At 64.8% G+C, this 25263-nt stretch carries 28 protein-coding genes; 16 read left to right on the forward strand and 12 right to left on the reverse strand.

The features are described from left to right. Positions 1-33: 33 nt before the first annotated feature. Complete coding sequence (locus HAH_RS09115) at positions 34-1026, forward strand: M48 family metalloprotease (protein ID WP_014040661.1); 993 nt, start codon at positions 34-36, stop codon at positions 1024-1026. Then, complete coding sequence (locus HAH_RS09120; RefSeq protein WP_014040662.1) at positions 1023-2138, forward strand: outer membrane protein assembly factor BamB family protein; 1116 nt, start codon at positions 1023-1025, stop codon at positions 2136-2138. Before HAH_RS09115 ends, HAH_RS09120 begins: the two co-directional genes overlap by 4 nt. On the opposite strand, the gene HAH_RS09125 is transcribed toward HAH_RS09120, so the two are convergent. Both HAH_RS09125 and HAH_RS19940 read right to left on the reverse strand, forming a co-directional pair. After that, the gene (locus tag HAH_RS09125; protein ID WP_014040663.1) at positions 2135-3016 is read right to left on the reverse strand and encodes a CbiX/SirB N-terminal domain-containing protein; all 882 of its coding nucleotides are present in this window, start codon (positions 3014-3016) and stop codon (positions 2135-2137) included. The genes HAH_RS09120 and HAH_RS09125 overlap by 4 nt on opposite strands. A gap of 114 nt (positions 3017-3130) precedes the next feature. After that, complete coding sequence (locus HAH_RS19940) at positions 3131-3289, reverse strand: hypothetical protein (protein WP_023843316.1); 159 nt, start codon at positions 3287-3289, stop codon at positions 3131-3133. Between the two features lie 218 nt (positions 3290-3507). Here HAH_RS19940 and HAH_RS09130 point away from each other — a divergent pair, with 218 nt between their 5' ends. The 5 genes from HAH_RS09130 (at position 3508) to corA (ending at position 7458) form a co-directional block, all read left to right on the forward strand. Then, positions 3508-3993 carry a DUF7523 family protein gene (locus HAH_RS09130; RefSeq protein ID WP_014040665.1) on the forward strand — a complete coding sequence of 162 codons (486 nt, stop codon included), beginning with the start codon at positions 3508-3510 and terminating at the stop codon, positions 3991-3993. A gap of 47 nt (positions 3994-4040) precedes the next feature. Then, entirely contained in the window at positions 4041-5519 is a 1479-nt protein-coding gene (gene cysS, locus HAH_RS09135; protein WP_014040666.1) for a cysteine--tRNA ligase, read from the forward strand. Between the two features lie 109 nt (positions 5520-5628). Beyond that, complete coding sequence (locus tag HAH_RS09140; protein ID WP_014040667.1) at positions 5629-6270, forward strand: DUF6517 family protein; 642 nt, start codon at positions 5629-5631, stop codon at positions 6268-6270. Positions 6271-6313: 43 nt separating this feature from the next. Continuing rightward, complete coding sequence (locus HAH_RS19945) at positions 6314-6484, forward strand: hypothetical protein (RefSeq protein WP_014040668.1); 171 nt, start codon at positions 6314-6316, stop codon at positions 6482-6484. Further along, complete coding sequence (gene corA / locus HAH_RS09145; protein ID WP_014040669.1) at positions 6481-7458, forward strand: magnesium/cobalt transporter CorA; 978 nt, start codon at positions 6481-6483, stop codon at positions 7456-7458. Before HAH_RS19945 ends, corA begins: the two co-directional genes overlap by 4 nt. On the opposite strand, the gene HAH_RS09150 is transcribed toward corA, so the two are convergent. Together HAH_RS09150 and HAH_RS09155 are read right to left on the reverse strand one after the other, a co-directional pair. After that, positions 7453-8670, reverse strand: coding sequence for a tripartite tricarboxylate transporter permease (locus HAH_RS09150; protein WP_014040670.1), 1218 nt, complete (start codon positions 8668-8670; stop codon positions 7453-7455). The genes corA and HAH_RS09150 overlap by 6 nt on opposite strands. Before the next feature lie 64 nt (positions 8671-8734). Continuing rightward, positions 8735-9145: an ArsR/SmtB family transcription factor gene (locus HAH_RS09155; RefSeq protein WP_014040671.1), complete on the reverse strand. Its 411-nt coding sequence runs from the start codon at positions 9143-9145 to the stop codon at positions 8735-8737. A gap of 98 nt (positions 9146-9243) precedes the next feature. Between HAH_RS09155 and HAH_RS09160 the strand changes: the two genes are divergently transcribed. Then, complete coding sequence (locus HAH_RS09160; RefSeq protein ID WP_023843318.1) at positions 9244-9864, forward strand: DUF7509 family protein; 621 nt, start codon at positions 9244-9246, stop codon at positions 9862-9864. A gap of 21 nt (positions 9865-9885) precedes the next feature. Here the strand turns inward: HAH_RS09160 and HAH_RS19950 are convergent, their stop codons facing one another. Then, positions 9886-10044 (reverse strand): hypothetical protein, encoded by a 159-nt coding sequence (locus tag HAH_RS19950; protein WP_165353755.1) that lies wholly within the window; start codon positions 10042-10044, stop codon positions 9886-9888. 68 nt (positions 10045-10112) lie between these two features. On the opposite strand from HAH_RS19950, the gene HAH_RS09165 reads away from it, so the two are divergent. The 3 genes from HAH_RS09165 to HAH_RS09175 all read left to right on the forward strand — a co-directional run bounded on the left by HAH_RS09165 (position 10113) and on the right by HAH_RS09175 (position 14604). Continuing rightward, a complete protein-coding gene (locus tag HAH_RS09165) occupies positions 10113-11336 on the forward strand; it encodes a molybdopterin molybdotransferase MoeA (RefSeq protein ID WP_014040673.1) in 1224 nt (407 codons plus the stop codon). After that, the gene (locus HAH_RS09170; protein ID WP_079891619.1) at positions 11333-13213 is read left to right on the forward strand and encodes a molybdopterin biosynthesis protein; all 1881 of its coding nucleotides are present in this window, start codon (positions 11333-11335) and stop codon (positions 13211-13213) included. Before HAH_RS09165 ends, HAH_RS09170 begins: the two co-directional genes overlap by 4 nt. A 167-nt stretch (positions 13214-13380) precedes the next feature. After that, complete coding sequence (locus tag HAH_RS09175; RefSeq protein ID WP_014040675.1) at positions 13381-14604, forward strand: iron-containing alcohol dehydrogenase family protein; 1224 nt, start codon at positions 13381-13383, stop codon at positions 14602-14604. A 168-nt stretch (positions 14605-14772) separates the two neighbouring features. Here HAH_RS09175 and HAH_RS09180 read toward each other — a convergent pair whose 3' ends face one another. Together HAH_RS09180 and HAH_RS09185 are read right to left on the reverse strand one after the other, a co-directional pair. After that, positions 14773-15942, reverse strand: coding sequence for an NAD(P)/FAD-dependent oxidoreductase (locus HAH_RS09180; protein WP_014040676.1), 1170 nt, complete (start codon positions 15940-15942; stop codon positions 14773-14775). 271 nt (positions 15943-16213) lie between these two features. Beyond that, positions 16214-16909: a ThuA domain-containing protein gene (locus HAH_RS09185; protein ID WP_014040677.1), complete on the reverse strand. Its 696-nt coding sequence runs from the start codon at positions 16907-16909 to the stop codon at positions 16214-16216. Positions 16910-17188: 279 nt separating this feature from the next. On the opposite strand from HAH_RS09185, the gene HAH_RS09190 reads away from it, so the two are divergent. Together HAH_RS09190 and HAH_RS09195 are read left to right on the forward strand one after the other, a co-directional pair. Beyond that, positions 17189-17563: a winged helix-turn-helix transcriptional regulator gene (locus tag HAH_RS09190; RefSeq protein ID WP_014040678.1), complete on the forward strand. Its 375-nt coding sequence runs from the start codon at positions 17189-17191 to the stop codon at positions 17561-17563. Between the two features lie 46 nt (positions 17564-17609). Further along, entirely contained in the window at positions 17610-18020 is a 411-nt protein-coding gene (locus tag HAH_RS09195) for a CoA-binding protein (RefSeq protein WP_014040679.1), read from the forward strand. Between the two features lie 252 nt (positions 18021-18272). On the opposite strand, the gene HAH_RS09200 is transcribed toward HAH_RS09195, so the two are convergent. Then, positions 18273-18656 (reverse strand): thiol-disulfide oxidoreductase DCC family protein, encoded by a 384-nt coding sequence (locus HAH_RS09200; protein WP_014040680.1) that lies wholly within the window; start codon positions 18654-18656, stop codon positions 18273-18275. 318 nt (positions 18657-18974) lie between these two features. Here HAH_RS09200 and HAH_RS09205 point away from each other — a divergent pair, with 318 nt between their 5' ends. Both HAH_RS09205 and HAH_RS09210 read left to right on the forward strand, forming a co-directional pair. Further along, positions 18975-19217 carry a BolA/IbaG family iron-sulfur metabolism protein gene (locus HAH_RS09205; RefSeq protein WP_014040681.1) on the forward strand — a complete coding sequence of 81 codons (243 nt, stop codon included), beginning with the start codon at positions 18975-18977 and terminating at the stop codon, positions 19215-19217. Positions 19218-19310: 93 nt separating this feature from the next. Then, positions 19311-19649, forward strand: coding sequence for a glutaredoxin family protein (locus HAH_RS09210; RefSeq protein ID WP_008313275.1), 339 nt, complete (start codon positions 19311-19313; stop codon positions 19647-19649). 24 nt (positions 19650-19673) lie between these two features. Here HAH_RS09210 and HAH_RS09215 read toward each other — a convergent pair whose 3' ends face one another. After that, a complete protein-coding gene (locus tag HAH_RS09215) occupies positions 19674-19853 on the reverse strand; it encodes a DUF5786 family protein (protein WP_004516241.1) in 180 nt (59 codons plus the stop codon). A gap of 174 nt (positions 19854-20027) precedes the next feature. Here HAH_RS09215 and HAH_RS09220 point away from each other — a divergent pair, with 174 nt between their 5' ends. After that, on the forward strand, positions 20028-21950 hold the full coding sequence (locus HAH_RS09220) for a beta-CASP ribonuclease aCPSF1 (protein WP_014040682.1): 1923 nt from the start codon (positions 20028-20030) through the stop codon (positions 21948-21950). Between the two features lie 8 nt (positions 21951-21958). Here the strand turns inward: HAH_RS09220 and HAH_RS09225 are convergent, their stop codons facing one another. The 3 genes from HAH_RS09225 to moaA are packed head-to-tail and all read right to left on the reverse strand — an operon-like array spanning position 21959 to position 25247. Further along, complete coding sequence (locus HAH_RS09225) at positions 21959-22972, reverse strand: DHH family phosphoesterase (RefSeq protein WP_014040683.1); 1014 nt, start codon at positions 22970-22972, stop codon at positions 21959-21961. A 55-nt stretch (positions 22973-23027) separates the two neighbouring features. Continuing rightward, positions 23028-24113, reverse strand: coding sequence for a putative sulfate/molybdate transporter (locus HAH_RS09230; protein WP_014040684.1), 1086 nt, complete (start codon positions 24111-24113; stop codon positions 23028-23030). Between the two features lie 51 nt (positions 24114-24164). After that, positions 24165-25247: a GTP 3',8-cyclase MoaA gene (moaA, locus tag HAH_RS09235; protein WP_014040685.1), complete on the reverse strand. Its 1083-nt coding sequence runs from the start codon at positions 25245-25247 to the stop codon at positions 24165-24167. Positions 25248-25263: the final 16 nt, after the last annotated feature.

A 25263-nucleotide genomic window follows, 5' to 3' on the forward strand; every position in this document is an offset into this window, starting at 1 on the left:
GACTGGCCGACTGACCGGGGGTTACAGGTCCGAATGGCGACTGCTGTCGTCCTTGTGGGACTCCTCCCGGTGGGGTTCGTCTACGCAGGCCTTGCACTCGTGAACACGGCCGGAATATGGCTGGCGAAGCTAGCCACCGACTGGGTGCTGGCCGGCGAGTTCTACATCGAGCCGTGGCTGGTCGCTGGCGGCGTCGTGGTCGGGTTCGCCGCGCAGTTGGCCGTTGGCGACACCATCGCCCTGCGGGCGCTGGACGCTCGCCCCGTGGGCCCCGACGACGAACCCGGTCTGGTTGAAAACGTGACACGGCTAGCGCAATCAGTGAACCTTCCGGCACCGGCAGTCGCCATTGCAGACAGCGACGCGCCGAACGCATTCACTGTTGGCCGGAGTCCCGACAGCGCCACGCTGGTGCTCACGACCGGACTGCTCGACGCACTCGACGACGACGAGCGCGACGCCGTCATCGCCCACGAACTCGCTCACATCAAGAACCGCGACGCCACCGTGATGTCGCTTTCCTACGTGCTCCCGACGCTAACCTACAGCCTCGCAGCCAGCACCCTCGGGCTTCTTCAGGCCATCCCCGGTGCTTTCACCGGCTTCCGACACACCGATAGCGACAGCGCCCGGGGCCTCCTACTCGGCATCTTTATTTTGACAGTCAGTGCCTTACTGACGCTCGCTGTCTCAGCCGTGTTCTGGCTCGCCAGTTTCACGCTGTTTCGCGTGCTCTCGCGGTACCGCGAGTACGCCGCAGACCGCGGGGCCGTCGCTATCACCGGCGACCCTGCGGCGCTCGCCAGCGCGCTGGCGACCATCGATGACGAGATGGCGGCGGCCCCGGACCACGACCTCCGGGCGCAAGACGGTGGTCTCGACGCGCTCTATATCGCACCCATCGACGAGACACAGTTCAAAGACGCGCCTGATTTCGTTGCCAACGACGTGTTCCCCCAGACCCATCCGCCAACCGAGGCCCGCATCGAACGACTGGAGGCGATGACCACGGAGGGACCGACGTGACGGAGTACAGCCGCCGAACGGTTCTTACGGGCCTGACCGGCGTTGTCGGGTCGCTCGCCGGGTGTGGCTATCGCCCCGGCCCGGGCGATAAGAAGTGGGAAACCGCCGACGACGGCGGCCGGCTGGTCACGTTGGTTGACGGGACGCTGTTCGAAGTGACGTTCGATGCGACGCGCTTCGTTGACGACTACCCGGTAGGCGCTGTTGCTCGATACACACTCGCTGATGGGACCAGATTGGGTCGCTTCGAGTTCAAGGGCGTAGCTACGGACTGGGCCAGCGACGGAGCCCACCTATACGTTGGAACGGAAGCCAGCCACGTCGTCGCGGTGGCCGGCGACGGACGAGCCTGGACGGAAACCGTCGACCACCCAGTAGCCAGTGTCGCCGCTGCTGACGGCCGTGTGTACGTCGGGACCGACGGCGGACGCATCGTTGCCTTCGACGGCGAGAGCGGCGCAGAGCGGTGGTCGAAGTCGCTTCCGGTCCCCACTGACCCATCCAAGAGCGACCTGCCGACAGTCGGTGCGGGACACGGCAGCCTCGCTGTCGACTGGGGGACCAGCGAGGAGTCCCAACTCGACGTGTACGCCCCGGATGGTTCGGTTCTGTGGGACCAGCCCCTACAGCGGAGCCTCAACGGCCGGCCGCACGTGCGCGGTGACACGGTTTACGCCCGCTCGGAATTCCTCCGGGCGTTCAACCGCGACTCGGGGACACCCCGCTGGGTGAACAAGGGCACCACTATTCCGGATGGACCGTTGCGGTTCAGCCGTGACGGCGAAATCGTCTACATTCCGGAGCGTCACGCCCTGATAGCGATTGCCACCGCCGATGGCGAAGAACTGTGGCGGTTCAATGATGAGCGGTTGGCGGCCATGGAACGAGGGCGAAGCGAATTCGAGATAGATCTCGGGGCAACGGGCGCGGTCCCGGCCCCAGACGGCGCGTCAGTGTTTCTCAACACGAAGCACCACGGGCTGTTTCAGTTTGGGACCGACGGCACTCTCCGCTGGCACGAGCCTCGTCTCGACTTCAGTTTTCTCTACGCAGTTACCGAGGACATCATAGTCCACTCGGGGACCGAAGCAATCGTCGCTCGCTACCGCTAGTCCCCAGCGGCCGTGGTGCCCCCGCCAGTCTCCTCACGCACCTGCTCGATGGCGCTGCTCACATCGGCCCCCGCGTCGGCGGCCCGTTCGAGCACCACGTCAGCCATTAGCGGCTCCGTCCCGACCGCGCCGGCGTACCAGATGTCGTGGCCCTCGACGGTGGTCGGCACGTCGTAGCCCGTCCGGTAGTCGTCGGTCAGGCCCATGTCCTCGGGGATATCCTCCTGGGTGTGGAAGCCGTCGGCGATGAACAGCGGCACGACGACAATGTCGTCGCTCTCGAAGTAGTCCGCGACATCATCGACCTCGGGGTCCTCGTCCATGAACAGCGACTGCACCTCATCAAAGCGGTCCCGCTCGCGGATGCGGTCAGCGTGGTACTGGATGGCCTTCGCGGAGTTCTCGTTGCGCTCCGTGCCGTGGCCGACGACTGCGAGTCCGAACCCGTCGCCGACGTCGGGGTCACCGGTGACGGACTCGGCCCGCTGGACGATGACGTCGCTCATCGAGTCGTGTGTCCCGACCGGGCCGCAGTAGTGGACCGTCTGGTCCGTGTCCTCGGCGGCCAGCGTCGCGTTGGTCGCGCTCGTCCCGTCGGAGTCCCACAGCTCGGGGTCCCAGTCCTCCAGGCGGAACTCTCGGGGGATGACTTGCTCGGTGAAGTAGCCCTCCGAGATGAACAGCGGAACCAGATACACCTCGTCGGCGCCGACGGTCCGCAGCGCCTCCCGGAACGACGGTTCCTCCTTCCAAAAGGATTCACGGACCTCGCTAAACGCGCCGGTCGCCCGAATCGTGTCCGCGTGGTCGTAGGTGGGCGTACTCGACTCGGCGTTCAGGTGAGAGCCGTGGGCCGCGATAACGAGCGCTTCGTCCATATCCACCGGTTGGTGCGAGCCGTCCTTAGGGCCTTCGTTGGCCTGCCCGGATAGCCGGCAGGCTGTTCAACGTTGAGCGCCGAAAGTGTGTACTTGCCGACCGATTCCACTCGGTCACAGCCCGAACAGGAGGACGTAGAACAACACCCCAGCGGCTGCCAGCAGTGCGGCGTGTCCCAGCGCGCCAGCAGCGACGACGATGCCACCGATGACTCGTTCCGCCGGTTCCAGGGGCTGTCCGAACACTTGCCGTTCGCGTTGTGCAATAGCCATTGTCCTTCCCTCATGTAGAGAGACGGCTTCCTGTGGCACAATCCCCTATGACTGTTCTCAGTCGCTGGGAGTGGTCCCGAAGTTCTGCGGGTCCAGCGCGCCCGTTTACCGTTCATCACAGGACGGCGAGGCCCCTCGGTAGCGAGCGGCCCCGTGGAACCGCGTTCGCTCGCGCCTGATAGAACGACTTTTGCCCACGCCGCCCGTGGCCGACGCCAATGTCACTCGCAGCCGCGACCAGGGATGCCGTCCGCGAGCGGCCGTTTCTCTACGACGCACTCCGGGCGGGCATCGTCAACTACACGGCCGCCGCACGTACGCTCGACATCGACGGCGAGGAGGAAGCTGTCGCGACTGCGCTCCGTCGGTTCGCCGAGGAACTGCCCACCGACCCGCCACACGACAGCGACGCCAGGGTCTCGATGCAGAGCGGGCTTGGCCGGGTCGAGTCCCCCGATGCTGAGTCGGCCGCCGTCCTCACAGTCGGCGACGCCGCCTTCGCCGATGGCGCCGGGTCGCTGACTGGCATCGTCGCCACCGGTGACCTCTCGGCGGCGGCGCTGGCCGAGGTGCTGGGACGCCTGCGAGCGACCGGTATCTCGACCGAGGCCGCCGGCGTCACCGACGACGCGCTCGTCGTGGTAGTGAGCCGCCGCGCGGGACCGGACGCGCTCCGAGTGGTCGAAGCGACTGTACAGGGGTGAGCCGCCTTCCGACGGCTTAAAGCGGGCGGCCCCAGTTTGCCCCGATAATGACGCTTCGTGTGACGAACACGTTGACCGGTGAGAAAGAGCCCTTCGAGCCGCGCGACCCCGACTCCGTGCTGTTGTACTACTGTGGGTTGACGACCTCCGACCCACCCCACCTCGGGCACGCGCGCGGCTGGGTCCATGTCGACGTGATGGCCCGATGGCTCGACCACCTGGGCTATGACGTCCACCACGTCGAGAACTTCACCGACGTCAACGAGAAGATCGTCGCCCGCGTCGGCGAGGACGGCGACAGCGAGGAGAGCGTGGCCCGCCACTACGTCGGGCAGGTCATCGACGATATGCGCTCGCTCAACCTCGGCCGCGCGGAGGTGTACCCCCGCGTCTCCGAACACGTCCCGGAGATTATCGACCTCGTTGAGCGACTCATCGAGCAGGGCCACGCCTACGAAGCCAACGGCTCTGTCTACTTCGACGTGACCAGCTTCGAGGACTACGGCAAGCTCTCGAACCAGTCCGTCGACGACATCGAGTCCCAGGGCGAAGACACCGAAGGGGAGAAACGCCACCCGGCCGACTTCGCGCTCTGGAAGGCCGGCGGCGTCGACCCGGAGGACATCGCCGAACATCAGCACCCCGAGGCCGCACCCGCCGAAGAGGCCTGCCAGACAGCACAAACCTGGGACTCCCCATGGGGCGAGGGGCGACCCGGCTGGCACATCGAGTGCTCGGCGATGTCCATGACCCACCTCGACGAGTCTATCGACATCCACGTCGGCGGGCAGGATCTCGTCTTCCCCCACCACGAGAACGAGGTGGCCCAGAGCGAGGCCGCGACCGGAAAGCAGTTCGCGAAGTACTGGCTCCACGTCCGCCTGCTTGAAACCGAGGAGGAGAAGATGTCCTCCTCGCTTGGCAACTACTTCACCGTCGCCGATGCCGTCGAGGAGTTCGGCTCCGACGTGCTTCGGACCTTCCTGCTGTCGACGGCCTACACCTCGCGGGCGACCTACAGCGACGAGACCATCTCGGAGGCTGAAGAGCGCTGGGACCGCCTCTCTCGCGGCTACGAGCGAGCGGCCGAGGCCTGCGACAGCGTGGACGCCTACGCGAAGGTAACCGACGAGACGCTTCGTGACGCTGTCGCAGACGCCCGCTCGGCGTTCGAGGCCGCGATGAACGACGACTTCAACACGCGGGAGGCGATGACCGCGCTGCTCGACCTGACGGCCGCAGTGAACTCCCACCTGGATGCCCACGAGCAACGGGACTACCAGGGGCTCCGCCGCGCTGTCGAGACGTTCGAGGAACTCGGCGGCGGCATCCTCGGGCTGGCGTTCGGCGACGACGACAGCGGCGACGTGTCGCTTGCCGGCGACGTGGTCGATCTGGTTCTGGACATCCGCGAGCAGGAGCGAGAGGCCGGTAACTACGAACGCGCCGACGAACTCCGGGACGAACTGGAAGCGCTCGGCGTCGAGGTGCAGGACACCGACGACGGGCCGACCTACCGGCTCTGAAAGGGGACGACAGACCGGTTCTAGGACGTTTATCGACGGTGTTTTGTACCTTAGTTAACAGCTTGGGCGGCCAAGTACTTTATATACTGGACACAGTGTAGGAACAACAATGCGAAAGGGCATCCTCACGCTTCTCGTCGGGTTACTCGTCGCCTCGTCGGGCTGTGTCGGCCTGATAACCGGGGAGACAGTCGAGTTCGACTCCGCACCGGCGTCAGTCGGCGACAGTGCGCTCGAAGAGACCGGCTACGAGCAGTCGATGGCTGACGAACAGACTATCGAGCGGACGGTCACCGTCGCCGGGCAGGAGCGAACCATCCGCGTCACGAACCACGTCCGACAGTACGAGCGTGGCATCGACCTCGGACCGCTCGGTGAGGTCAACGCCGGCCGATTCATCGTCTTCTCGACGCCCAGCGCCAGCGTCGCGGGGAAGTCGCTGAACCCGGCCGCCAGCTGGTCCAACGAACGCCTCGTCGAGGAAGTCGCCAGCCGGAACGACCAGATAAACGATGTCCAGTTCGAACGCAACCGCTCGGTGGAGGCACTGGGCGAGTCCCGTGAGGTGGCCGTGTTCTCCGGAACGACGAGCATCGAGGGTCAGGAAGTCGACGTCCTGATCCACCTCACGAGCTTCGAGCACGAGGGCGACGTGGTCGTCGCCGTCGCCGTCTACCCGGAACGGATCGACGACCGCGAAGGGCCACGCGTCGATACGCTGCTCGGCGGCCTCTCGCACTCGGGCAACTGACTTCGGGGACACTGTTTTCTTTCGGGCCAGTGATGACGGAGGCATGAATCGGCTGTTTGTCGCCGGTGCGGTGCTCACGCTCGTCGGCATCGCCGGCTACGTCGTCGGGACGAGCGTCGCCTACCCTGGCCGGTCTGCGTCGGTGACGGCGGTTATGGTCGGCCTGACGGTGGCCGCTGTCGGCCACGCCACGCCGACGGAGGACACACCGTGATTTCCGCAGTGGTGTACGCCGATGGACAGGCGATAGAGTACGAGGACCTAGCGGCCGCCCGAACCGCGGTCGGGACGACGTGGGTTCACGTCACCGACGCGACACCCGAAGAAATCGACGCCGTCAGTTCCGCCTTCGATCTCCACTCGCTGGCTATCGAGGACATCAAGACCGACGTCCGGGCGAACGTCCAGGAGTTCAACGCCTACACGTTCGCGCTCGTCAAGTCCGCGTCGCTCACGCCCGGCGATACGACGTTCGACAAGGAGGTGACAACGACGCCGCTTGGCCTGTTCATCGGCCCCGACTGGGTCGTCACGCTGTCGACGGGAGCCGTCCCGTCCATCCAGCGCGTGATGGACGCCGTCGGCCGCGGGGACGAGCGACTCCTCCACCGCGGCCCAGATTTCACGGCCTACCGGGTCATCGACGTCATCGTCGACGCGTACTTCGACCTGCTGGACGAGATCGAGACCGATATCGAACAGATCGAGGAGGAAGTGACCATCTCCACCGATATCGAGACGCTGGAACGGATCAACGACGTTCGGCGCGACCTGCTGTCCTTCCGCAAACAGGTCTGGCCGGCGCGGGAGGCGATCGGCGTGCTCGCCCGCGGCGACCCCAAACAAATCCAGCCACAGACGGAGAAGTATTTCCGGGACGTGTACGACCACCTGGTCCAGATAGTGGACCTGACCGAGACGTACCGCGACTTGGTGGCGGGGGCGCGGGATATCTACCTGAACACGGTGTCCCAGTCGACCAACGAGGTAATGAAGATGCTCACCGTCGTCGCGACCATCTTCATTCCGCTGACCTTCGTGGTCGGCATCTACGGGATGAACTTCGCCGATAGCCCGTACAACATGCCGGAACTGGGCTGGGCGTTCGGCTACCCCGCGGTGATGATCGGGATGGTGATCGTCGTCGCCGTCTTGCTCGCCCATTTCCGCCAGCGGGGCTACCTATAACGCCAGCGGGACGAGCAACACCCCCATCAGGGTCGCCCGCCGAGCCCCGAACTTCGGGGGCAAGTGGCCGACTGCGGTCGCGGCCCCGAACGCACCCACGCCGACCAGCCCCGCGAAGAGCGCGGAGAGACAGATCAGGACCGCAATCACGGACAGCGAGAGGTATGTCGGGTCCAGTCGACCGACAATCCGGAGGTAGCGGTCGCCCAGCGTCGGGACGAGTATCGCGCCGGCGACGGCAGCGATGGCGACCGCGGCGAGCAGTGCTGGGAGCACCAACGGGACTTCGGCTCGGTCGAGCGCGACGAGAACGCCGGTTCGGGGCGTTCCCAACGAGATGAGCGCGAACAGCGCAAAGACAGCCGTCGCCGTGTTGACGCCGCTCGTCGTGACGATGAACGCTCGCGGCCCCTGGTCGGAGATCAGGCCCAGCGCCAGCGTCGCTGCGATAGCGCTGGAGACGCCCGGAATGTAGCCGACAGCGCCACCACAGAGCGTCCCGATACCGGCGAGAACGCCGACCGTTCGTCGCGGCGTCGTCACCGTCGCGTCGGCCTGTGGCGGGACGCCGTCCCCCTCGATAGCGGCCAGGAGCACCGGCGCGCCGAACAGTCCCGAAAACAGCGGGACCAGCACGTCCGACACAGGCAACGCTCCGGTTACCGGCGCATCGAGCAGGCCGATTCCGAGCAGACCGCTGGCGGCCAGGGAACACGCCGCGCCGACCTGCTGGTGGCGGCCGTGCTCCGTGACCACGAGCAGGACGGCGACCCCCGCGAGAAGCACCGACAACCACGGCCGGAGCAGCGGATACGCTCGCTCCATCAGCAGGGTAAGCGGAACTGCCAGCGGGACGGCAAACACCACGGCCAGCCCGCTCCCCAGCGCAGACAGGCGAAGCGCCTCCCGGCCGCGGCCCTCGATGACCAACTGGTGGCTCGGCAGTGCGCTGGCTGCCATCGCCGGGTCCGGCACGCCAAGCGCCAGCGCCGGAATTACGTCGAGGAAGGTGTGTGTCACGCCGGCCGAAAGCATCGCGACGCCGACGTACAGCCGCGGGCCGGGCAGGCTGCTCGCCGCGGCGGCGAGCAAGAGCGCGAACGTGTTGGCGTGCAGCCCCGGGATGAGGCCGCTGAGCGTTCCCAGCCCGACTCCCGTTCCGACCGCAGCGAGTAATGCGAGCGTCGCTGCCGGGTCGGCGGCGGGAGCCATGGACTGCATACCGGGGCGTGGCCCCGTTCCCGTACTTGAACCTCCGTGCCGGCCGCGTGCCCACTCACTCCGCCGAACTGTCGTACATGTCGTCGAAGGCCTGTTCGCCACGGATGAGCTCGTCGACGCCGTCGGTGAGCGTCACCTCGCCGAAGACAGTCGCACTGTAGTATGTGTAGAGTCCATCTTGGCCGCGGTCCGTCCGCTGGCGCTTCTCGACGAGGCCGGCGTCGACGAGCGTGTTGAGGTGATAGTGGAGCGTACTGTCATCGACAGTTAACATGTCATCCAGTTCCGTCGGACTCATCTCCCCACCGTGGACGAGGCGGTAGAGGATTTCGTACCGAATCCGGTTGCCGACCGCAGCGTGCATATCAAGGTACTCCTCAAGACTGAGAACGCTGTCGTCGGGCAGCAGGTCGGCCGGGTCCTCCGGCGGCTCCCCGTCCACCGCTCGCGAATGGTCCGTCGACATCTCAATTGTGTGTACGGACGGCTCATATTTAGCTGTTCTCAAGCCAATGAATACTGAAAATACCTACTTTTATAATATAGTGGCAGATTGGTGTCACTATGGCGACGGAAATAACACGGGAGCGGATTATGGACCAGGTCGGGGATGTTCGGTACGACCGGTTCCTGTTCTATCTGATGGGGCCCTACAAGTCGTTCAATCTCAACTACGTTCTTAGCGAGTCCGAGCGAGCCGATATCGATATCGGCGACCTGCCTGGCCCACTCCGGCGACTGTTTCAGAACAAAGCTGAAATCGATGAGGCGAAAGCACTGTTGCGGCGGGTACAGGGGGCGCTCCGGGCCGACCCGGGCTTCAACGCTTTTCTGGCGCTTGATGTCGACATTGACACTGACGACGTGGACGCGGCGACACAGAGTATCGAGTTTGCGCGATGCAGCAATGCCACCGCGTTCGTGTTGCCGTTTCTCGGACACAACTTCGGCGTTGGTGAGGAGGCCGGCAGTATCCTCGAACGGCTTGCGGACACGCACGGTGATCGGATGGTGTTCATCCATGAGGACGACGTGACGAGTGCGATGATTCGGTCGGCGTCGGTGCGCTGGGACTTGCGAATCGAAACGTACGAAACCGAATCAGAACTCGTCGACACGTTGCGTCGGTTCGCCGGTGGTGTCATGCATCGGGAGCGTCGGGGTGACCTCAACCGCCTCGACTGACCGAGCTGGGGACGGTGATACTCACCTCTCCACGGCGTGGTGCGGCCCGACCGGCCCGTGTTCGGGGCAGGTCCCGGCGATAGGTGTGGCGTTGAGACAGCAGTGCCGGCTGTCGGTCGCGACTAGCCCCGTCGAGAGTTCGCTCCCGCAGAGACGACAGCGGAGGGTCGACTCACTCACACCTACGCTACTGTCACTACCCTCCTGAACCTGGCGAGCTTTTTGGTGTGCCGGCCATTCGTACCCACATGAGCAACGAGTCCCGAAAGTCGGCCGGGTTCAAGGACCGAACGCCGGTGACGGCGGCCAGGGAGACGCTGCTTGACGCAGTGTCCCCACACGAGCGGACGGAGCGCGTCCCGCTGCGCGACGCCGACGAGCGCGTCGTCGCGAGGGAAATCACTGCCGAGCGCGCGGTGCCACACTACCGCCGCGCGGCGATGGACGGCTTCGCCGTCAGGGCCGAGGACACGTTCGGCGCGAGCCAGCGGTCGCCGGCATCGCTCCGGGTCGATGAGGCGGTGACAACGGGAACAGCGGCTCGCGTCCACACGGGGAGCGAACTCCCCGAGGGTGCCGACGCCGTCGTGATGGTCGAGGAGACCGAGGTGGCCGGCGACACCGTCACGGTGTTCGACGCGGTCGCGGGCGGCGAGAACGTCGCGCCGGTCGGCGAGGACGTGGCGGAAGGGCAGACCCTCTACGAGGCAGGCCACAGGCTCCGTCCGTCGGACCTCGGCCTGCTGAAATCCGTCGGTAACGACACCATCGAGGTGTACGAGCAGCCAACCGTCAGCGTGATTCCGACCGGGGAGGAACTGGTGCAGGACGACCCCGCGCCGGGCGAGGTCATCGAGACGAACGGCCAGACCGTCACCCAGTACGTCGAACGCTGGGGCGGCACAGCGACTTACCGCGATATCGTCACCGACGACGTGGACGCGCTCCGGGCGGCCATCAGCGACGACCTCGACCACGACATCGTGGTGACGACCGGCGGGTCCTCCGTCGGCGAGCGGGACCTGCTCCCGGAGGTCGTCGATGGAATCGGCGAGGTGCTGGTCCACGGCGTCGCGCTGAAGCCGGGCCATCCAGTCGCGCTGGGCGTGGTCGAGGAGACGCCGATTCTGATGCTCCCGGGCTATCCGGTCGCCTGTATCGTCAACGCCGTCCAGTTCCTCCGGCCGGCGCTCCGACAGGCCGGCCACCTCCCGTCGACAGCGCCGCCGACCACCGAGGCCGAGCTGACACGAAAGATAGCCAGTGAACCGGGGACCCGAACCTACGCCCGGGTGGAACTGCACGACGAGGGCGTGGACGAGCAAACGACCGCGACGCCGACGCGGGCCAGCGGCTCGGGCGTCCTCTCGAGTGTCGCGCTCGCCGACGGCTGGGTCGTCGTGCCGGAGTCCGTCGAGGGATATGACGCCGGCGATACCGTGGCTGTCGAAGACTGGGAGTGGTCCCAATGAGCGACCGCCGAGAGTTCCGCGACCTGGCGTCGCCCGAGGAGGCTCACGAGGTCGTCGCGGACCTCGACATCGACCCTGCCCCGGAGACGGTCCCACTGGCAGATGCCAGGGACCGTGTTCTCGCAGAGCGAGTCGACGCCGACATCGACGTGCCGGGGTTCGACCGCGCGAGCATGGACGGCTACGCCGTACACGCCAGGGACACCTTCGGCGCTGACGAGGCCGACCCGGTGACGCTTTCAGTCGCCGGCGAAGTTCACGCGGGCGAGGAGCCCGACGTGACGGTCGAGTCGGGGTCGGTCGCCGAGATCTCCACTGGCGCGGTGATGCCGCCCGGCGCGGATGCCGTCGTGATGGTCGAGCGAACGACCGAGACAGACGACGGCGTCGAGATACGCACGTCCGTCGCGCCCGGTGACAACGTGATGCTCGCCGGTGCGGACATCGCGGCCGGGGCACGCGCCCTCGGACCTGGAACGCGCATCACGCCGCGGGAAATCGGACTCCTGTCGGCGCTAGGTCTCGACGAGGTCCCGGTGCGTGGTCGTCCCAAGGTCGGCATCCTCTCGACCGGTGACGAGCTCGTCCGGCCCGGGGATCCCCTCGACAGCGCCGCCGGCCAGATATACGACGTGAACAGCTACACGCTCGCCGGCGCTGTCTCGGAGGCCGGCGGCGATCCGGTGATGTACCCCCACGCCGGCGACGACTACGCGGAGATGGAGCGGTTGCTCCACGAGGCGGCCGACGAGTGCGACCTCGTCCTCTCGTCGGGGTCGACCAGCGCGAGTGCCGTGGACGTCATCTACCGCGTGATCGAGGAACGCGGCGAACTCAGGCTCCACGGCGTCGCCGTCAAGCCCGGCAAGCCGATGCTCGTCGGCACTATCGGCGACTCGGCGTACGTCGGCTTGCCCGGGTACCCGGTGTCGGCGCTGACCATCTTCCAGACGTTCGTCGCGCCGGCGGTCCGGGACGCCGCCGGGCGGGACCCGCCACAGACAGCGACGGTCTCGGGCACGATGGCGGTCCAGGAACGCTACGGCGAGGGGCGCAGACGCCTCATGCCGGCCGGCCTGGTCGAGGACGAGACGGGGTCGCTGCTGGTCTATCCCGTCGACAAGGGCAGCGGCGCGACGACGAGCCTCGTCGACGCCGACGGCTTCGTGGACGTGCCGCCGGGGACAGACTACCTTGCTGAGGGGGAGGCAGTCGACGTGACGCTGTTCTCCCCGGCGGTCAGACCGCCGACGCTTCTCGGCATGGGCGAGGACGACCCCCTCCTCTCGCGCTTGCTTGACACCGTTTCCCGCCCGCGGTATCTCCCGCTCGGCTCCACCGAGGGGCTCCGCCGCCTCGACAACGGCGTGCCCGATATTGCCGTCGTCGCGGGTCCGACCAGCAGCGACCACGAAGCGACCGACATCGGGGGATGGCAGCGTGAGTGGGGACTGGTCGTCAGTCCTGATACCGATGTGTCCGACCTGGGCGACCTCGTCGACGGCGACTACCGCTTCGTCAACCGCGACAGCGCTTCTGGACTGCGGCGGAGCTTCGACGACGCGGTCGACGCACTTGGCGAGGAACGGGGTGTCGGCCGCGCCGAACTCATCGATGCTATCGACGGCTACGAACTCACGACGAAGGCACACGAAAGCCCCGCTCGGAAGGTGCTTGCAAGCGACGCGGACGCGGGCCTCGGCCTCCGTGCTACGGCGGCGAAACTCGACCTCGGATTCGTCTCGCTGGGAACGGAATCGGTTCGGGTGCTCGTGAACCCGGACCGACGGGAGAAAGACAGTATCGGTTCGCTCGCCGAGGTGCTTTCCGACCTCGGCGCACTGACTGACGGGATGGCCGGCATGGAGCCACAGTAGGCGGAGCCGGTCTGAGCACGGGAATCCTGCCGAGAATACGCTACGGTTTTACCACGGACAGACGACGTGACCACGCTTGCAGACGACCCGAACGCTCGACCTGTGGCGACCGACGGCGCTGACGACCTGAAGGGCTAAAGACGAGCGGGGCCGAGTGAGTCACAGCAATGCCCGACACACCGCTTGCCGCCGACCTCAACGCCCCGTTCCGGTTCGAGTACGACCCTGCGACGCTGCGGTACGGCCCCGATGCCGTTCGGTCGCTTGACACGGAGCTAGACGCACAGGGCGACGACCGCGCGCTGGTCGTCTGTGGCGCTACCGTCGGTGAGACGCCGGCTGTGATGGACCCCGTTCGAGAGGGGCTCGGTGACCAGCTGGCTGGCGTCTTCGCGAAAACGACGCCAGCCAAGCGGCTCGGTACCGCTTACGACGGGCTCGAACGCTTCCGCGAGGTCGATGCCGACTGTCTCGTGGCCGTCGGCGGCGGGAGCAGCCTCGACGTGGCGAAAATCATCAGTATCCTCGCGGCAACCGACCGTGATCCGGCCGCTGTCGGTCAGGCGTTCGTCGATTCCGGAACGATAGCCGTCCCCGAAACGGAGCTGCCGCCGATTGTGGCTGTCCCGACGACACTGGCCGGCGCTGACCTCTCTATCGTGGCGGGAGTCACAGCCGTGCCCGATACTTGCCCTGTGGACGAACCGACCAGCGGCGGTGTCGGCGATCCGAAACTGATGCCCGCAGCCGTCTGTTACGACCCCGAACTGATCGCGACGACGCCCCGGTCGGTCCTCGCGGCGTCGGCGATGAACGGCTTCGACAAAGGTATCGAGACGCTGTACGCGGCTAATTCAACCCCGATAACTGACGCCACAGCGTCGCGCGGTCTCGGTCTTCTCACAGACGGACTGCTCGCACTCGGTAACGGTGACGACGACCCGTGGGTGTATCAGTCGCTCACCCGGGGCATCATGCTCGTCCAGTACGGCATCTCGCGGGCCGATGGGACGACGCTCTCGCTGATCCACGCCTTCGGCCACGGACTAACCCGGACCTACGAGGTCCAGCAGGGCGCGGCCCACGCGGTTATCGCTCCACACGCCCTCTCGTACCTGTTCGAGCAGGTCGACGGCCGGCGGTCACTACTCGCCGATGCTCTCGGTGTCGGTGAGGCCTCTGACCCCGCTGCTGCGGTCGTCGACCGGGTCAATGACGTGGTGACGACGCTGGGACTGCCGACACGACTCCGGGATGTTGACGGCCCCGACCGCGAGGCGTTCCCCGAAGTTGCTGACGCCGTCCTCGAAGACGCCTTCATGGCGAACGTCCCGTCAGAACTGGAACCCACACGAAAAGACATCGTCAGCGTGTTAGAGTCGGCCTGGTAGTGCCTTGCTCGGAGACGGGCAAAACAGCATACCGCGCGCCATCGGCGCGCGGTTTCACGTCTCGCGACCAGCGGGAGCGAGACGGTCGTTTTTAGCGTAGATTTTTGCGAACCCGCTCCCCACAGCGGCGCGAAGCGCCGCGAGGAGAGGGGGTGACGTAAAAAGGTACTACATGTCGGGCCAGGCCTTGACGGCCCGACCGACGCCAGTAACGTCCTTGATCCAGCGGGCGGCAATCGCTTTCTTCAGCAGTTTCGCGGGCATCCCGCCGAACGTTTCGATAGGCATATTCACCACGTCGTGGGCGACGGCTTTCTCGCCGACCGAAACGACCGTGCCCTTGTCCTTGTGGGTCCACGTCTTCAGCGGCTGGCCTCGCACGGCGCGAGCGAGGTTCTCACCGGCGACTTCGGCGGCCTGCCAGGCGGCCTGCGCGGTCGGCGGGGCGGGCTGGTCGCCCGGCTGGTCGATCAGCGCCGAGTCGCCGATCGCGAAGACGTGTTCATCCTCGGTCTGGAAGTTCCCTTCGGCGTGGATGCGGTGGTTGCGCTCGTCCTTGTCCAGATCGACGTCTTGCATACAATCGCGGCCGGTGATGCCGCCCGTCCAGACCAGTACGTCGTAATCCAGTTCGTCCTCGTCGCCGATGTACACTGTCTCCTCGTCGACTTCGCCGATGAACTCCCCGCACTTGATGTTCACGTCGGCGGCTTCCAGACGCTTACGCAGGGCACCCTGCAGTTCCGGGTCGCTGTTGGGCAGGACCTGGTCGAGCCCTTCGACGAGGTGGATGTCGATGGGCGCGTTGTGTTCGTCGCGGAACTCGGCGACTTCGCCGGCGGTCTGGATACCCGAAAGGCCAGCGCCGCCGATGACGACCTGCGCGGGGTCGTTGGTGGAGGCGTCACGAGCGGCCTGCTGGATGTTGTCGTGGATGTCGAGCGCGTCGTCGAGGCTCTTGAGCGTCAGCGCGTGCTCTTTGAGGCCCTCGATGCCGAAGAATGCGGTCTGCGATCCCAGCCCCACGAGCAGGTAGTCGTACTCGACAGTGTCGGAATCGGCGAGGGCCACTTCCTGGGCGTCGGTGTCGATGCCGACGACTTCGTCCTGAACGAACGAGGTCGAGGGCTGTTTGATCTCGTGGACGGGAATAGTGATGTTCTCCTGGACGCTCGGGTCCCGAATGCAGCGGTGGGACTCGTGCAAGACCAGGTGGTAATCCGTCTCAGAAATCCAGGTCACATCGACGTCCGTCACACCGTCTAGCTCGTCCTCTAAACTCTTTATTGCCCCCGCACCAGCGTACCCCGCACCGAGTACGACCACGTTCTCTGTCATAGGCCACTCTCCGAAGTCATTAGATACAAACCCTTTGGAATCGGTCTACGGCTCCGCTGTTGTCCTCGCATGCTGGCTCACGGTCGTGACCCAGCCCCCTAAGTTTGCAGTCGCCTTCGGTCACCCTCCCGAGGTAAAACAGCACCTACCGTTCCGAAAGACGCCTCCTAATCACCTATTTACAGAGACAGTCTGTCCTTTCTGGTCGGCCAATCAAACAGAAGGAGGGGCAACCGAGAGCTAACAGACAGCACAACGGTTGTCCCGACTGTCAGGACTGTCCAGCGCAGCGGTGGTCGGTCTCATCCGGCGCGGCCCAGGTAACAGCGTTGTGCAGGAGCTTCTGAACGACCGGCCGGTGATACACTGGAAACGTCTCGTGGCCGGGTTGGAAGTAGAATATCCGTCCTGCATCACGGTAGTAACAACACCCGCTGGGAAACACTGTGCCGTCGCCACACCAACTTACAGTCACCAGGGTGTCCGGTATCGGCAGGTCGAACCCCTTTCCGTAGATCTCGGCACGTTCGAGTTCGAACTCCTCGGGAAGCCCGTCGGTAATTGGGTGGCTCGATTCGACGACCCAGACGTGCTCGCGCTCGCCCTCCTCGCGCCAGCGCAGGGTGCCAGTCGTTCCCATGAGTGCCTCGAACGGCTTCGATTCGTGACTGGAGTGTAGCGGGATGAACCCCATTCCCTCACGGACAGCCTGCTCGACGCGGCTCGCAGTCGCATCGCTGACAGCATCGTGTGCGACATCGCCCCACCACAATAAAACGTCAGTTTCGGCGAGTATCTTCTCGGTTAGTCCGTTGGCAGGGTCATCGAGTGTCGCTGTCTGGACGGTGTGGCCGTAGGAAGTAAGCATCTCAGCCAACGTCGTGTGGATCCCGTCGGGGTACATCGCATTGGCCGGGCCTGTCGCCCGTTCGTGCCGGTTTTCGTTCCACACGGTGACTGCAACCATACAAGAATACACTGAATAACCGGAGAAAAATATAATTACTCTCTCATGGCTGGGAAGCTGCCGCTCGCCATGATTTTGGGCAGGCACACGCTGTGCGAGGGTCCACTGTGTCTCCCAAGCTATAGTAGCCATTGAAAATCAATACACACCTGATCGCACGACAGCAGTGCGATCAGGTGTGTACATGTTTCAATTGTTACTATAGCCCACGAACAGTAGCGTCCGGCTACCTGCACAGGGGTAGTTATTAGCCGGCCGCGGCCGAAATCCCGACAAGATATGAGCGATTCACCGGAGAAGCTCTCCGTCTGGTGTGCTGGCGAAGAGTGGTGTCCGATAACCACGACGGCGTCCCTCATCGGGAAGAAGTGGCACCCCGTCATCATCCACCGACTGCTTGATAACGGCCCGTCAGGATTTAACGAACTCAAAGAGAACGTCGACGGGATTTCTTCCAAAGTGCTCTCTGACAGCCTCGAAGACCTACAGGAGAAAGGGCTCGTCGACCGGGAAGTAATCAACGAACAACCGTTTCGCGTCAATTACTCGCTCACCGAACACGGGGAGTCACTTGAGTCCGTAATCACCGAAATGGCAGCGTGGGGCCAGACATACCTGCAGGAACCGACAGGGGCCGACGAGCCCACGGAGTAAGTCCCGCAGGCAATCGCTTTTGTTGCTGCCCGGCTAACATCCGTGTATGCCTGTTACTTCGGACGACGAACTCCGAGAGATCCTCGAACTGGACCGCGTCGCCGTCGTCGGGTGTTCGACCAGCCCCGGCAAGGACGCTCACGAGATCCCGAAGTACCTCCGTGAACAGGGGTACGAGGTGATTCCGGTCAATCCCTTCGCAGACGAGATATTCGGACAGAAGGCCTACGACTCGCTGTCAGAGATTCCCGGCGAGATAGACATCATCGACGTGTTCAGGCCAAGCGACGAGGTCAGCGATATCGTTGACGCGGCCCTGGAACGGGACGACGACGCCGTCATCTGGCTCCAACTCGGCATCCACGACGACGAGGCCGTCGAACGTGCCGAAGCGGCCGGCCGCCGCGTCGTCCAGGACCGCTGTATGAAGCCGACCCACCAGCAACTGATGGCCTGAACAGGCAGGTAATGGCTGAATGCGGTTGACACAGCCGTCGCCCGGTACGGTCAGTCTGGGGCTGGGCCACATCCGGAGTGCGCTGCCGTGGGAGCCAGGGGGTCCTGGCTCGTCCGGATGCTGTTCACCGGGCGCTGGCGGTCAGTTACCTCCTGGTGTTCGTTGTCGCGGCCACGCGGTTCCGGTGTCGGTTCTGCGCCACGCCAGCCCGGTCAGCGAGGGCAATTTGCAACACGCCAGGGTCCGGGGTCGTCAGTTCGTGCCGTCCCTGCGCGCTGGCGGCGTCTTCGACATGACCTTCCCCCACTTCGAACGGTTATCGGCGACCTGTCGATAGGCCCGCTCGCGGAACCGCTCGTAGTCTTCGAACTGCCGGAAGAAGGAGACCAGCGGCCGCGCCGGCTTGCCTATGTCAGTGTAGGTGAGCGCTGTCTCGATGGACTCCCCACAGGAGTACACCTCCTCCTCGGTCACCAGATGCGAGCAGGACTCGTAGTCGTCCGGGAGTCGCTCCAGCAGGTCGTCGTTGAGAGCGGAGAACCCGACGATTTCGAGGTCGGACCGCTCGTCGATGAAGTCCGCCCACCACGTACAGAAGCCGCAGTCGTCGTCGTAGACGAGCGTAGCGTCGCTCATATTCGAGCTACGTACCCGAGGCACAAACACCTATGGTTCAGCCGGCGGGAATTTACAGCCGATCACCACAGGTACGGACGTGGAGCGATTCGTCAGACTGATTGTTGATCGTGGCCGGCGGGCTTGCCTTGGTGGTCGCGCTCTGGACGGTTTGGCTTGTGGCCTCGTTCTCGGCAGTCCGGTTCGGCGGGGTCGCGCTCGCACTTCTGGGACTGGCCGCCCTCGGAGTCGGTATCAGCCGGCAACTGTCACTCAGTTAGTGACCGCGGCGTGACTGTGACGCCAACTGTTTTGCCTGCCGCTCTCTTCAGAGCGCGTATGGACGAGGATGCAGTCGCCGAACTCATCGAAACGGAACTGCCGGAGGCACAGGCGACGGTCACCACACCGCGGGACCCCGACGACGACAAACACTACGCCGTACGCGTGGTGTCCCCGGCGTTCGAGGGAGAATCACTAGTCGACCAGCACCAGCTCGTCCACGACGCGCTCGGGGACCATCTCACCCGCGACATTCACGCTATCGAGCTGACGACACTGACGCCCGAGGAAGCCGAGTAGTCGTATCCCGGCGGTGCGGTTCCGCTCGACCCGTCGGTACAACCTCGTTTGTCCCGTCGGTACGCCTTTATTGCCGACGGCGTTAGTGAGGGTATGGCATTCGAGCCCGAAGAACTCTCGCCCGAAGAAGTCACGGACCAGGTAGACAGCGTCATCGAGGACAACGAGGTCGTGCTGTTCATGAAAGGCAACGAGCTGATGCCACAGTGTGGCTACTCGAAGAAGGCCCTCGCACTACTGCAACAGCACCGCGACGACATCGAGACAGTGGACGTGCTCAAGGCGACCGACGCCTATCGGGAGGCCCTAGAGCGCCACAGCGACCGCGAGACTATCCCCCAAACGTTCGTCGACGGGGAGTTCATCGGCGGCAGCGACATCCTCGAACAGCTGGACGAGCGCGGTGAACTCGCGGAAAAAGTCGGCCAGTAAGCGCAGTCGGGAATGGCGGCGGCGTTACTCCTCGTCCTCGTCTTTCATGTCGCCGAGTTTGTCGACGAGGTCGCTCGTGGTCGCCTCCGTCTCGAAGGAGACCGACCCGTCGTGGTCGTTCTCGTGGACTGCAACGCCCTCGCTGTCGTCTGCGTCTACGTCGTTGTCCTTCTGTTCGGATTCATCGTAGCTACCAAAGCCCATACAACTACAACTCGCAGTCCCACACTAAAATTCGCCGGTTCCTGCCGAGACACGACCACACGATGACATACCGAGACAAGCAAAGGTTCTTTACCGTGCTTGCACTCCCGCTAGATAACGGCAGTCGAGAGCCGTGGTTTTACCGACGGCTATCGGGCCTCCATCTCCAAACTTATGAGTTCCGCAGACGAGACACTTGATCGAATCAAAGCACAGGTCGAAGAAGAGACACCGGACGACATCGAAATCGATTCCGTCGCGTTCGAGGGGCCGGAGCTGGTTATTTACACGCCGGATGCGCAGACGGTCGCCAACCGCGACGGGATCGTCAGAAACCTCGCACAGACGCTTCGCAAACGAATCAACGTTCGCCCCACGCAGGAAGCCCTCGTCCCGCCGAACGAAGCCCGGGCACGAATCACACAGACGATTCCCGAGGACGCCGGCGTCCAGAACCTGGATTTCGACCGCCAGACCGGCGAAGTGTTCATCGAGGCCGAAAAGCCCGGCCGCGTCATCGGCCGCCACGGCGCGACCCTCGACGAAATCTCCGCTTCCGTCGGCTGGACCCCCGAAGTCGTTCGGACGCCGCCGATGGAGTCCTCGACGGTCTCGAACGTCCGGAACTACCTCAAGCAGGAACGGGAGGAACGACGGGACATCCTCCAGCGCGTCGGTCGACAGATCAACCGCCCCACTACGAGCGACGAGGACTGGGTTCGACTCACGACGCTGGGCTGCTGTCGCGAGGTCGGGCGCGCCGCCTTCATCCTCTCGACGCCCGAGTCACGCATCCTCATCGACTGCGGCGACAAGCCCGGTGCTGAGGGCGAGGTCCCGTACCTTCAGGCACCCGAAGCGCTCGCGGCGGGGCCGAACTCCCTCGATGCCGTCGTCCTGACACACGCCCACCTGGACCACTCCGCGCTCATCCCGATCCTGTTCAAATACGGCTACGACGGCCCGATTTACACGACAGCGCCGACACGAGACCTGATGGGCCTGCTCCAGCTGGACTACCTCGACGTGGCTTCGAAGGAAGGGCGGACGCCACCATACGAGAGCCAGCAAGTCCGTGACGCGCTGAAACACACGATTCCTCTGGAGTTCGGCAACGTCACCGACATCGCGCCCGATATCAAACTCACGATGCACAACGCCGGTCACATCCTCGGCTCGGCGGTGTGTCACTTCCACATCGGCGAGGGACGGTACAACGTCGCCTTCTCCGGTGACATTCACTACAAGGACACTCGGCTGCTCGACGGCGCTGTCAACGACTTCCCGCGGGTGGAGACGCTCGTGCTGGAGTCGACCTACGGCGGGAAAAACGACTACCAGACCGACCAGTCCGACTCCGAACGGGTCCTCAGAGATGTCATCAACGAGGCCTACGAGAACGACGGCAAAATCCTGATTCCGGCTTTCGCCGTGGGTCGGTCCCAGGAGCTCATGCTCGTCCTCGAAGAAGCGATGCGAAAGGGCGATATCCCGACGATGCCGGTGTATCTCGACGGGATGATTCGAGAGGCAACGGCCATCCACACCGCGTATCCGGAGTACCTCCGGGACGACCTCCGCCAGCGTATCCTGTACGAGGACGAGAACCCGTTCCTCGCCGAGCAGTTCGAGCAAGTCGACGGCGGCGACGAGATGCGACAGGACATCGCCGACGACGAGCCGGCCATCATTCTGACCACCTCCGGGATGGTCACCGGCGGCCCCGTGATGTCCTGGCTCCGACTGCTGGGCAGCGACCCGGACAGCACGATGGCCTTTGTCGGCTATCAGGCCGAGGGGACGCTCGGTCGCCAGATCCAGCGCGGCCAGGACGAGATTACCTTGGGCGATACGAGCGGGCCACGCGCCGAGCGGGTGAGCCTCAGGCTCAACGTGGAGACGGTCGATGGCTTCTCCGGCCACGCCGACCGACAGGGGCTTGAGTCGTTCGTCGAGACGATGCACCCGCGACCGGAGAAAATTCTCTGTGTCCACGGCGACGCGTCCACGACGAACCAGCTGTCCTCGGCGCTGTACCAGAAGTTCAATATGCGGACGCACAACCCGAAGAACCTGGAAACGTTCCGCCTGTCCTGAACGGCGTCTCAGTCCTTTTCAGAGAGGTTCAGTCCGGCAAACAGCCGCGCCGAAATCACTTGCTCGACGATGTCGACGAGCACGGCGTCGTCGCTCGTGTAGTCGGCGAAAATGCCAAGCGGGACCTCGCCGCCGGCCATCTCTCTGTGACCACCCGCGCTCCCGACATCGCCCAGCGATGCGTCCAGAACGTCACCGATATTGATACGGGAGTCCGTTGACCGGGCGCTGAGCTGGATGGTGTCCTCGACAATGCCGAAGACGATGGCCGTCTCGACGCCCTCGAGCGTCGCCAGGTAGTCGGCCGCCTGCGGTAGTGCGTCCCGCTCCTGTGTCCGGCCGACGTGCGAGATTAACACCGAGCCTTTGACCGTCCGGTTCTCGATTGCGTCCGCGATGGCGTCGACGGTCGCACCACTGACTGATGGCGAGGAAAGCTGGCGCAACAGGTCCGAATCAGCCGCCGCTGTCAGGAAGCCGGCCGCCCCGTGCTCGTCTGTCGTCACGCCGCGCAGGAAGCCCAGCGTCTCGCGTCGAATGGCAAACAGTAGCGCCGTCGCCAAGCGGTCGTCGAGTTCGATGTCGAGGTCCCGCAGGTACTCGGTCAGTATCGTCGCCGTCGCCCCGATTTCTACCCGGTGATCGACGAACCGGGCGCTGATATCCTCGGCGGGATGGTGGTCGATAACGATGTCGACCGAGACGTCTTCGGGGACCCGGTTGTTCGCCCCCGGAATCGAGTGGTCGACGAAGGCGAGCAGTTCCGAGGATTCCCGGTCAGTCACGTCGGCCGCGTCAAACTCCTGGATGTCCATCTCCAGCAGATTGACGAACGAGCGGTTCTGCTGGTGTGAGATCTCGCCGCTGTAGAGGATGCGTCGCTCGTCGATGCCGACGGCGGCCGCGATGCGACCGAGTGCGAGCGCGCTGGCCAGGCAGTCGGGGTCGGGGTTGTTGTGACAGACGATGGTGAGTGACTCCGCCTCTCCGAGCAAGTTTTCGAGTTCCGTTGCGGGGCGCATCTATCAGTCGACCCTTCGGGCTCCTGATACAAGCGTGTGGGGGCCAGCCGCTGAGTCACAACTGGGTGCGCAGTTGCTGGACGAGGACGCCGACGACGAACGCGAGACCGAGGTTGACGAGTACGCCGAGGACGCCGATTGCCGCGACGACCGCCAGGTCGTCCGTTTTGGAAACGCCGGTCCAGCCCAGTTGGAGCGCGATTAGTACCAGAATGACCCCGAGCAGCGCCGTCGGGTAGGCCGCGATGACGCCGACGGCGAGGAACGCAGTCAGCACGTAGCCCGCGCCGAGTAGCAGGTTCGCGCCGGGCGTTCTGGCCCCGAAGGCGTACTTCCCGGCGACGCCGCCGCTCCCGTGACACATCGGGAACGCGCCGAACGGGACCGCGGCGAGGTTCATCAGCCCCATGCTGTTCGAGAGCTGGTCCGCGGACACGTCCCGGTCGAAGTAATCTGCGAGCAGGACTGACGTGGCGAGGGCGGCGTTGCCGACGGTGACTGCAATCTGGGCGAGGACGGCCTCTGCCGTTTGCACCGACAGTGTCATGCGTGGAAGCATGAACATGGCGTCGACAGCGGGGACGGCCGGCGTCGGTACGCCGGTCTCCGCGAGGGCGAGAACGACGCCGAGGACGAAGACGGCGAAGGCGCTCTGCCCACTGTAGCCCAGAAGTGCGAAGAGGGCCACAAGGCCGACGGCAACGACCAGGAGTGTTGGGTCGCTGAGCCCGAGGTCAACGCCCGTCTCCAGCAGGACCAGCGCGACGCCGAGTTGTACCCCACGAACGACGGTGTCGTCGACGTACTGATTGACCGTTTCGAGTGACCGCGTGGTTCCGAGCGCGAGCAGGATGCCCGCCAGCAGGAGCCCCGCAACGACGAGTTCGCCGGTGGAGATAGTCCCGGCGATGACCAGCGCGGCGAAGGCCTTCATCGGCTCGACCGATATCGGGACGCCGTAGTACAGCCCCCAGACGACCTGAAAAACGCCGAACCAGACGAGCATGACCGGGAGCGAGAGCTCCGTCAGCACGGCGACGGCCACGACGACCGGGAGCACCGTCGCGGAGTCCCCGACAGCGCCGGTGAGTTCGTTCCACGACAGTGAAATCGCGGTTCGGTCGCGGAGCGGGAGACTCATCCTGGCCGGTTTTCACGATGGAACAGTAAGAGCGCTTGCCCGCGGCGACCGCTACTCCGAGTACTCGTAGGGCGCACGGTCCCCGTCGGTGTCGATGTACTCCTCGTTTATCTCCCACTCGCCGTCCTCGGTTTCAATCATGTACTCGCCGTAGTAGGGGACGCGAGTGTCGACCGTCTCGCGGAACGCGGCGCGCATCGACTCTTTGGTCGTGCCGATGTCACGCAGGTCATCGTTGCGGTTCAGACAGCCCTTGAGGTAGCCGTCGTGGGTGAGCCGCACGCGATGACAGTTCGCACAGAAGTTCTCGTTGCCGACTGGGTCGACGATTTCGACCATCCCGCTGTTCTGGTTGTTGACCGGTTCCGTCTGAACGCCGCCGTCGGACGCGGCCAGCGAGGTGGTCGCGCCGCTCCCTTCGACCGCCGCCTCGGTGCTGTGTATCCAGTAGCGCTTGCGGTCGTGCATCTCCCGGTGTTCAACCGTGTCCGCGCGGTCTTCGAGCCAGTCGTGGACGCGGTCGATGTCGATGGCCCACTCCGGATGGCCGGCCAGTTCCGGCATGTACTCGATGAGCTGGAGCTGGAGCCCGGGGTTCTCGGCGACGTGGTCGACCATCTTCGGGACGTAGCCTGCGGTCGGCTCGAACACGACCATGTTGAGCTTCACCGGCGCGAGGCCGGCGTCCAGCGCCGCTTCGACGCCTTCGAGGACGCGGTCGTAGGCCCCGCTCTGTGTCAGCTCGGCGAAGGCCTCGCTGTCGAGCGCGTCCTGCGAGACGTTGACCCGCTCAAGGCCCGCGTCGACGAGGTCCGGGGCGCGGCCGGGGAGGAAGGTGCCGTTGGTCGTCATCGACACCTCCATCTCGTCGGGGGCGCGCCGGACGATTTCCTCTAAGTCCTCCCGGAGCATCGGCTCCCCGCCCGTGAACTTCACCGAGTCGACGCCGAACTCGGCGGCGACTTCGAGGAAGGCCACGATGGTGTCGGCAGTGAGTTCGTCGTCCTGTGCCTCCATCGGGCCCCGTGTGTCGCCCAGCCCCTCATTGTGGCAGTAGACGCAGTCGAAGTTACACCGGTCGGTCAGGGAGACGCGGACACCGGAGACCTCGCGACCGAAGTCGTCTTCGAGCATTTCCTTGCTAACTGTT

The sequence above is a fragment of the Haloarcula hispanica ATCC 33960 genome (genome assembly GCF_000223905.1).
Lineage (GTDB): Archaea > Halobacteriota > Halobacteria > Halobacteriales > Haloarculaceae > Haloarcula > Haloarcula hispanica.

What these genes read in the sequence shown, in the direction of transcription:
- HAH_RS09115 (WP_014040661.1), top strand. Translation starts at nt 34, where the DNA reads ATGGCGACTGCTGTCGTCCTTGTGGGACTCCTCCCGGTGGGGTTCGTC.
- HAH_RS09125 (WP_014040663.1), bottom strand. Translation starts at nt 3,016, where the DNA reads ATGGACGAAGCGCTCGTTATCGCGGCCCACGGCTCTCACCTGAACGCC.
- HAH_RS19940 (WP_023843316.1), bottom strand. Translation starts at nt 3,289, where the DNA reads ATGGCTATTGCACAACGCGAACGGCAAGTGTTCGGACAGCCCCTGGAA.
- HAH_RS09130 (WP_014040665.1), top strand. Translation starts at nt 3,508, where the DNA reads ATGTCACTCGCAGCCGCGACCAGGGATGCCGTCCGCGAGCGGCCGTTT.
- cysS (WP_014040666.1), top strand. Translation starts at nt 4,041, where the DNA reads ATGACGCTTCGTGTGACGAACACGTTGACCGGTGAGAAAGAGCCCTTC.
- HAH_RS09140 (WP_014040667.1), top strand. Translation starts at nt 5,629, where the DNA reads ATGCGAAAGGGCATCCTCACGCTTCTCGTCGGGTTACTCGTCGCCTCG.
- HAH_RS19945 (WP_014040668.1), top strand. Translation starts at nt 6,314, where the DNA reads ATGAATCGGCTGTTTGTCGCCGGTGCGGTGCTCACGCTCGTCGGCATC.
- HAH_RS09150 (WP_014040670.1), bottom strand. Translation starts at nt 8,670, where the DNA reads ATGGCTCCCGCCGCCGACCCGGCAGCGACGCTCGCATTACTCGCTGCG.
- HAH_RS09155 (WP_014040671.1), bottom strand. Translation starts at nt 9,145, where the DNA reads ATGTCGACGGACCATTCGCGAGCGGTGGACGGGGAGCCGCCGGAGGAC.
- HAH_RS09160 (WP_023843318.1), top strand. Translation starts at nt 9,244, where the DNA reads ATGGCGACGGAAATAACACGGGAGCGGATTATGGACCAGGTCGGGGAT.
- HAH_RS09165 (WP_014040673.1), top strand. Translation starts at nt 10,113, where the DNA reads ATGAGCAACGAGTCCCGAAAGTCGGCCGGGTTCAAGGACCGAACGCCG.
- HAH_RS09170 (WP_079891619.1), top strand. Translation starts at nt 11,333, where the DNA reads ATGAGCGACCGCCGAGAGTTCCGCGACCTGGCGTCGCCCGAGGAGGCT.
- HAH_RS09175 (WP_014040675.1), top strand. Translation starts at nt 13,381, where the DNA reads ATGCCCGACACACCGCTTGCCGCCGACCTCAACGCCCCGTTCCGGTTC.
- HAH_RS09180 (WP_014040676.1), bottom strand. Translation starts at nt 15,942, where the DNA reads ATGACAGAGAACGTGGTCGTACTCGGTGCGGGGTACGCTGGTGCGGGG.
- HAH_RS09185 (WP_014040677.1), bottom strand. Translation starts at nt 16,909, where the DNA reads ATGGTTGCAGTCACCGTGTGGAACGAAAACCGGCACGAACGGGCGACA.
- HAH_RS09190 (WP_014040678.1), top strand. Translation starts at nt 17,189, where the DNA reads ATGAGCGATTCACCGGAGAAGCTCTCCGTCTGGTGTGCTGGCGAAGAG.
- HAH_RS09195 (WP_014040679.1), top strand. Translation starts at nt 17,610, where the DNA reads ATGCCTGTTACTTCGGACGACGAACTCCGAGAGATCCTCGAACTGGAC.
- HAH_RS09200 (WP_014040680.1), bottom strand. Translation starts at nt 18,656, where the DNA reads ATGAGCGACGCTACGCTCGTCTACGACGACGACTGCGGCTTCTGTACG.
- HAH_RS09205 (WP_014040681.1), top strand. Translation starts at nt 18,975, where the DNA reads ATGGACGAGGATGCAGTCGCCGAACTCATCGAAACGGAACTGCCGGAG.
- HAH_RS09210 (WP_008313275.1), top strand. Translation starts at nt 19,311, where the DNA reads ATGGCATTCGAGCCCGAAGAACTCTCGCCCGAAGAAGTCACGGACCAG.
- HAH_RS09215 (WP_004516241.1), bottom strand. Translation starts at nt 19,853, where the DNA reads ATGGGCTTTGGTAGCTACGATGAATCCGAACAGAAGGACAACGACGTA.
- HAH_RS09220 (WP_014040682.1), top strand. Translation starts at nt 20,028, where the DNA reads ATGAGTTCCGCAGACGAGACACTTGATCGAATCAAAGCACAGGTCGAA.
- HAH_RS09225 (WP_014040683.1), bottom strand. Translation starts at nt 22,972, where the DNA reads ATGCGCCCCGCAACGGAACTCGAAAACTTGCTCGGAGAGGCGGAGTCA.
- HAH_RS09230 (WP_014040684.1), bottom strand. Translation starts at nt 24,113, where the DNA reads ATGAGTCTCCCGCTCCGCGACCGAACCGCGATTTCACTGTCGTGGAAC.
- moaA (WP_014040685.1), bottom strand. Translation starts at nt 25,247, where the DNA reads ATGCTCGAAGACGACTTCGGTCGCGAGGTCTCCGGTGTCCGCGTCTCC.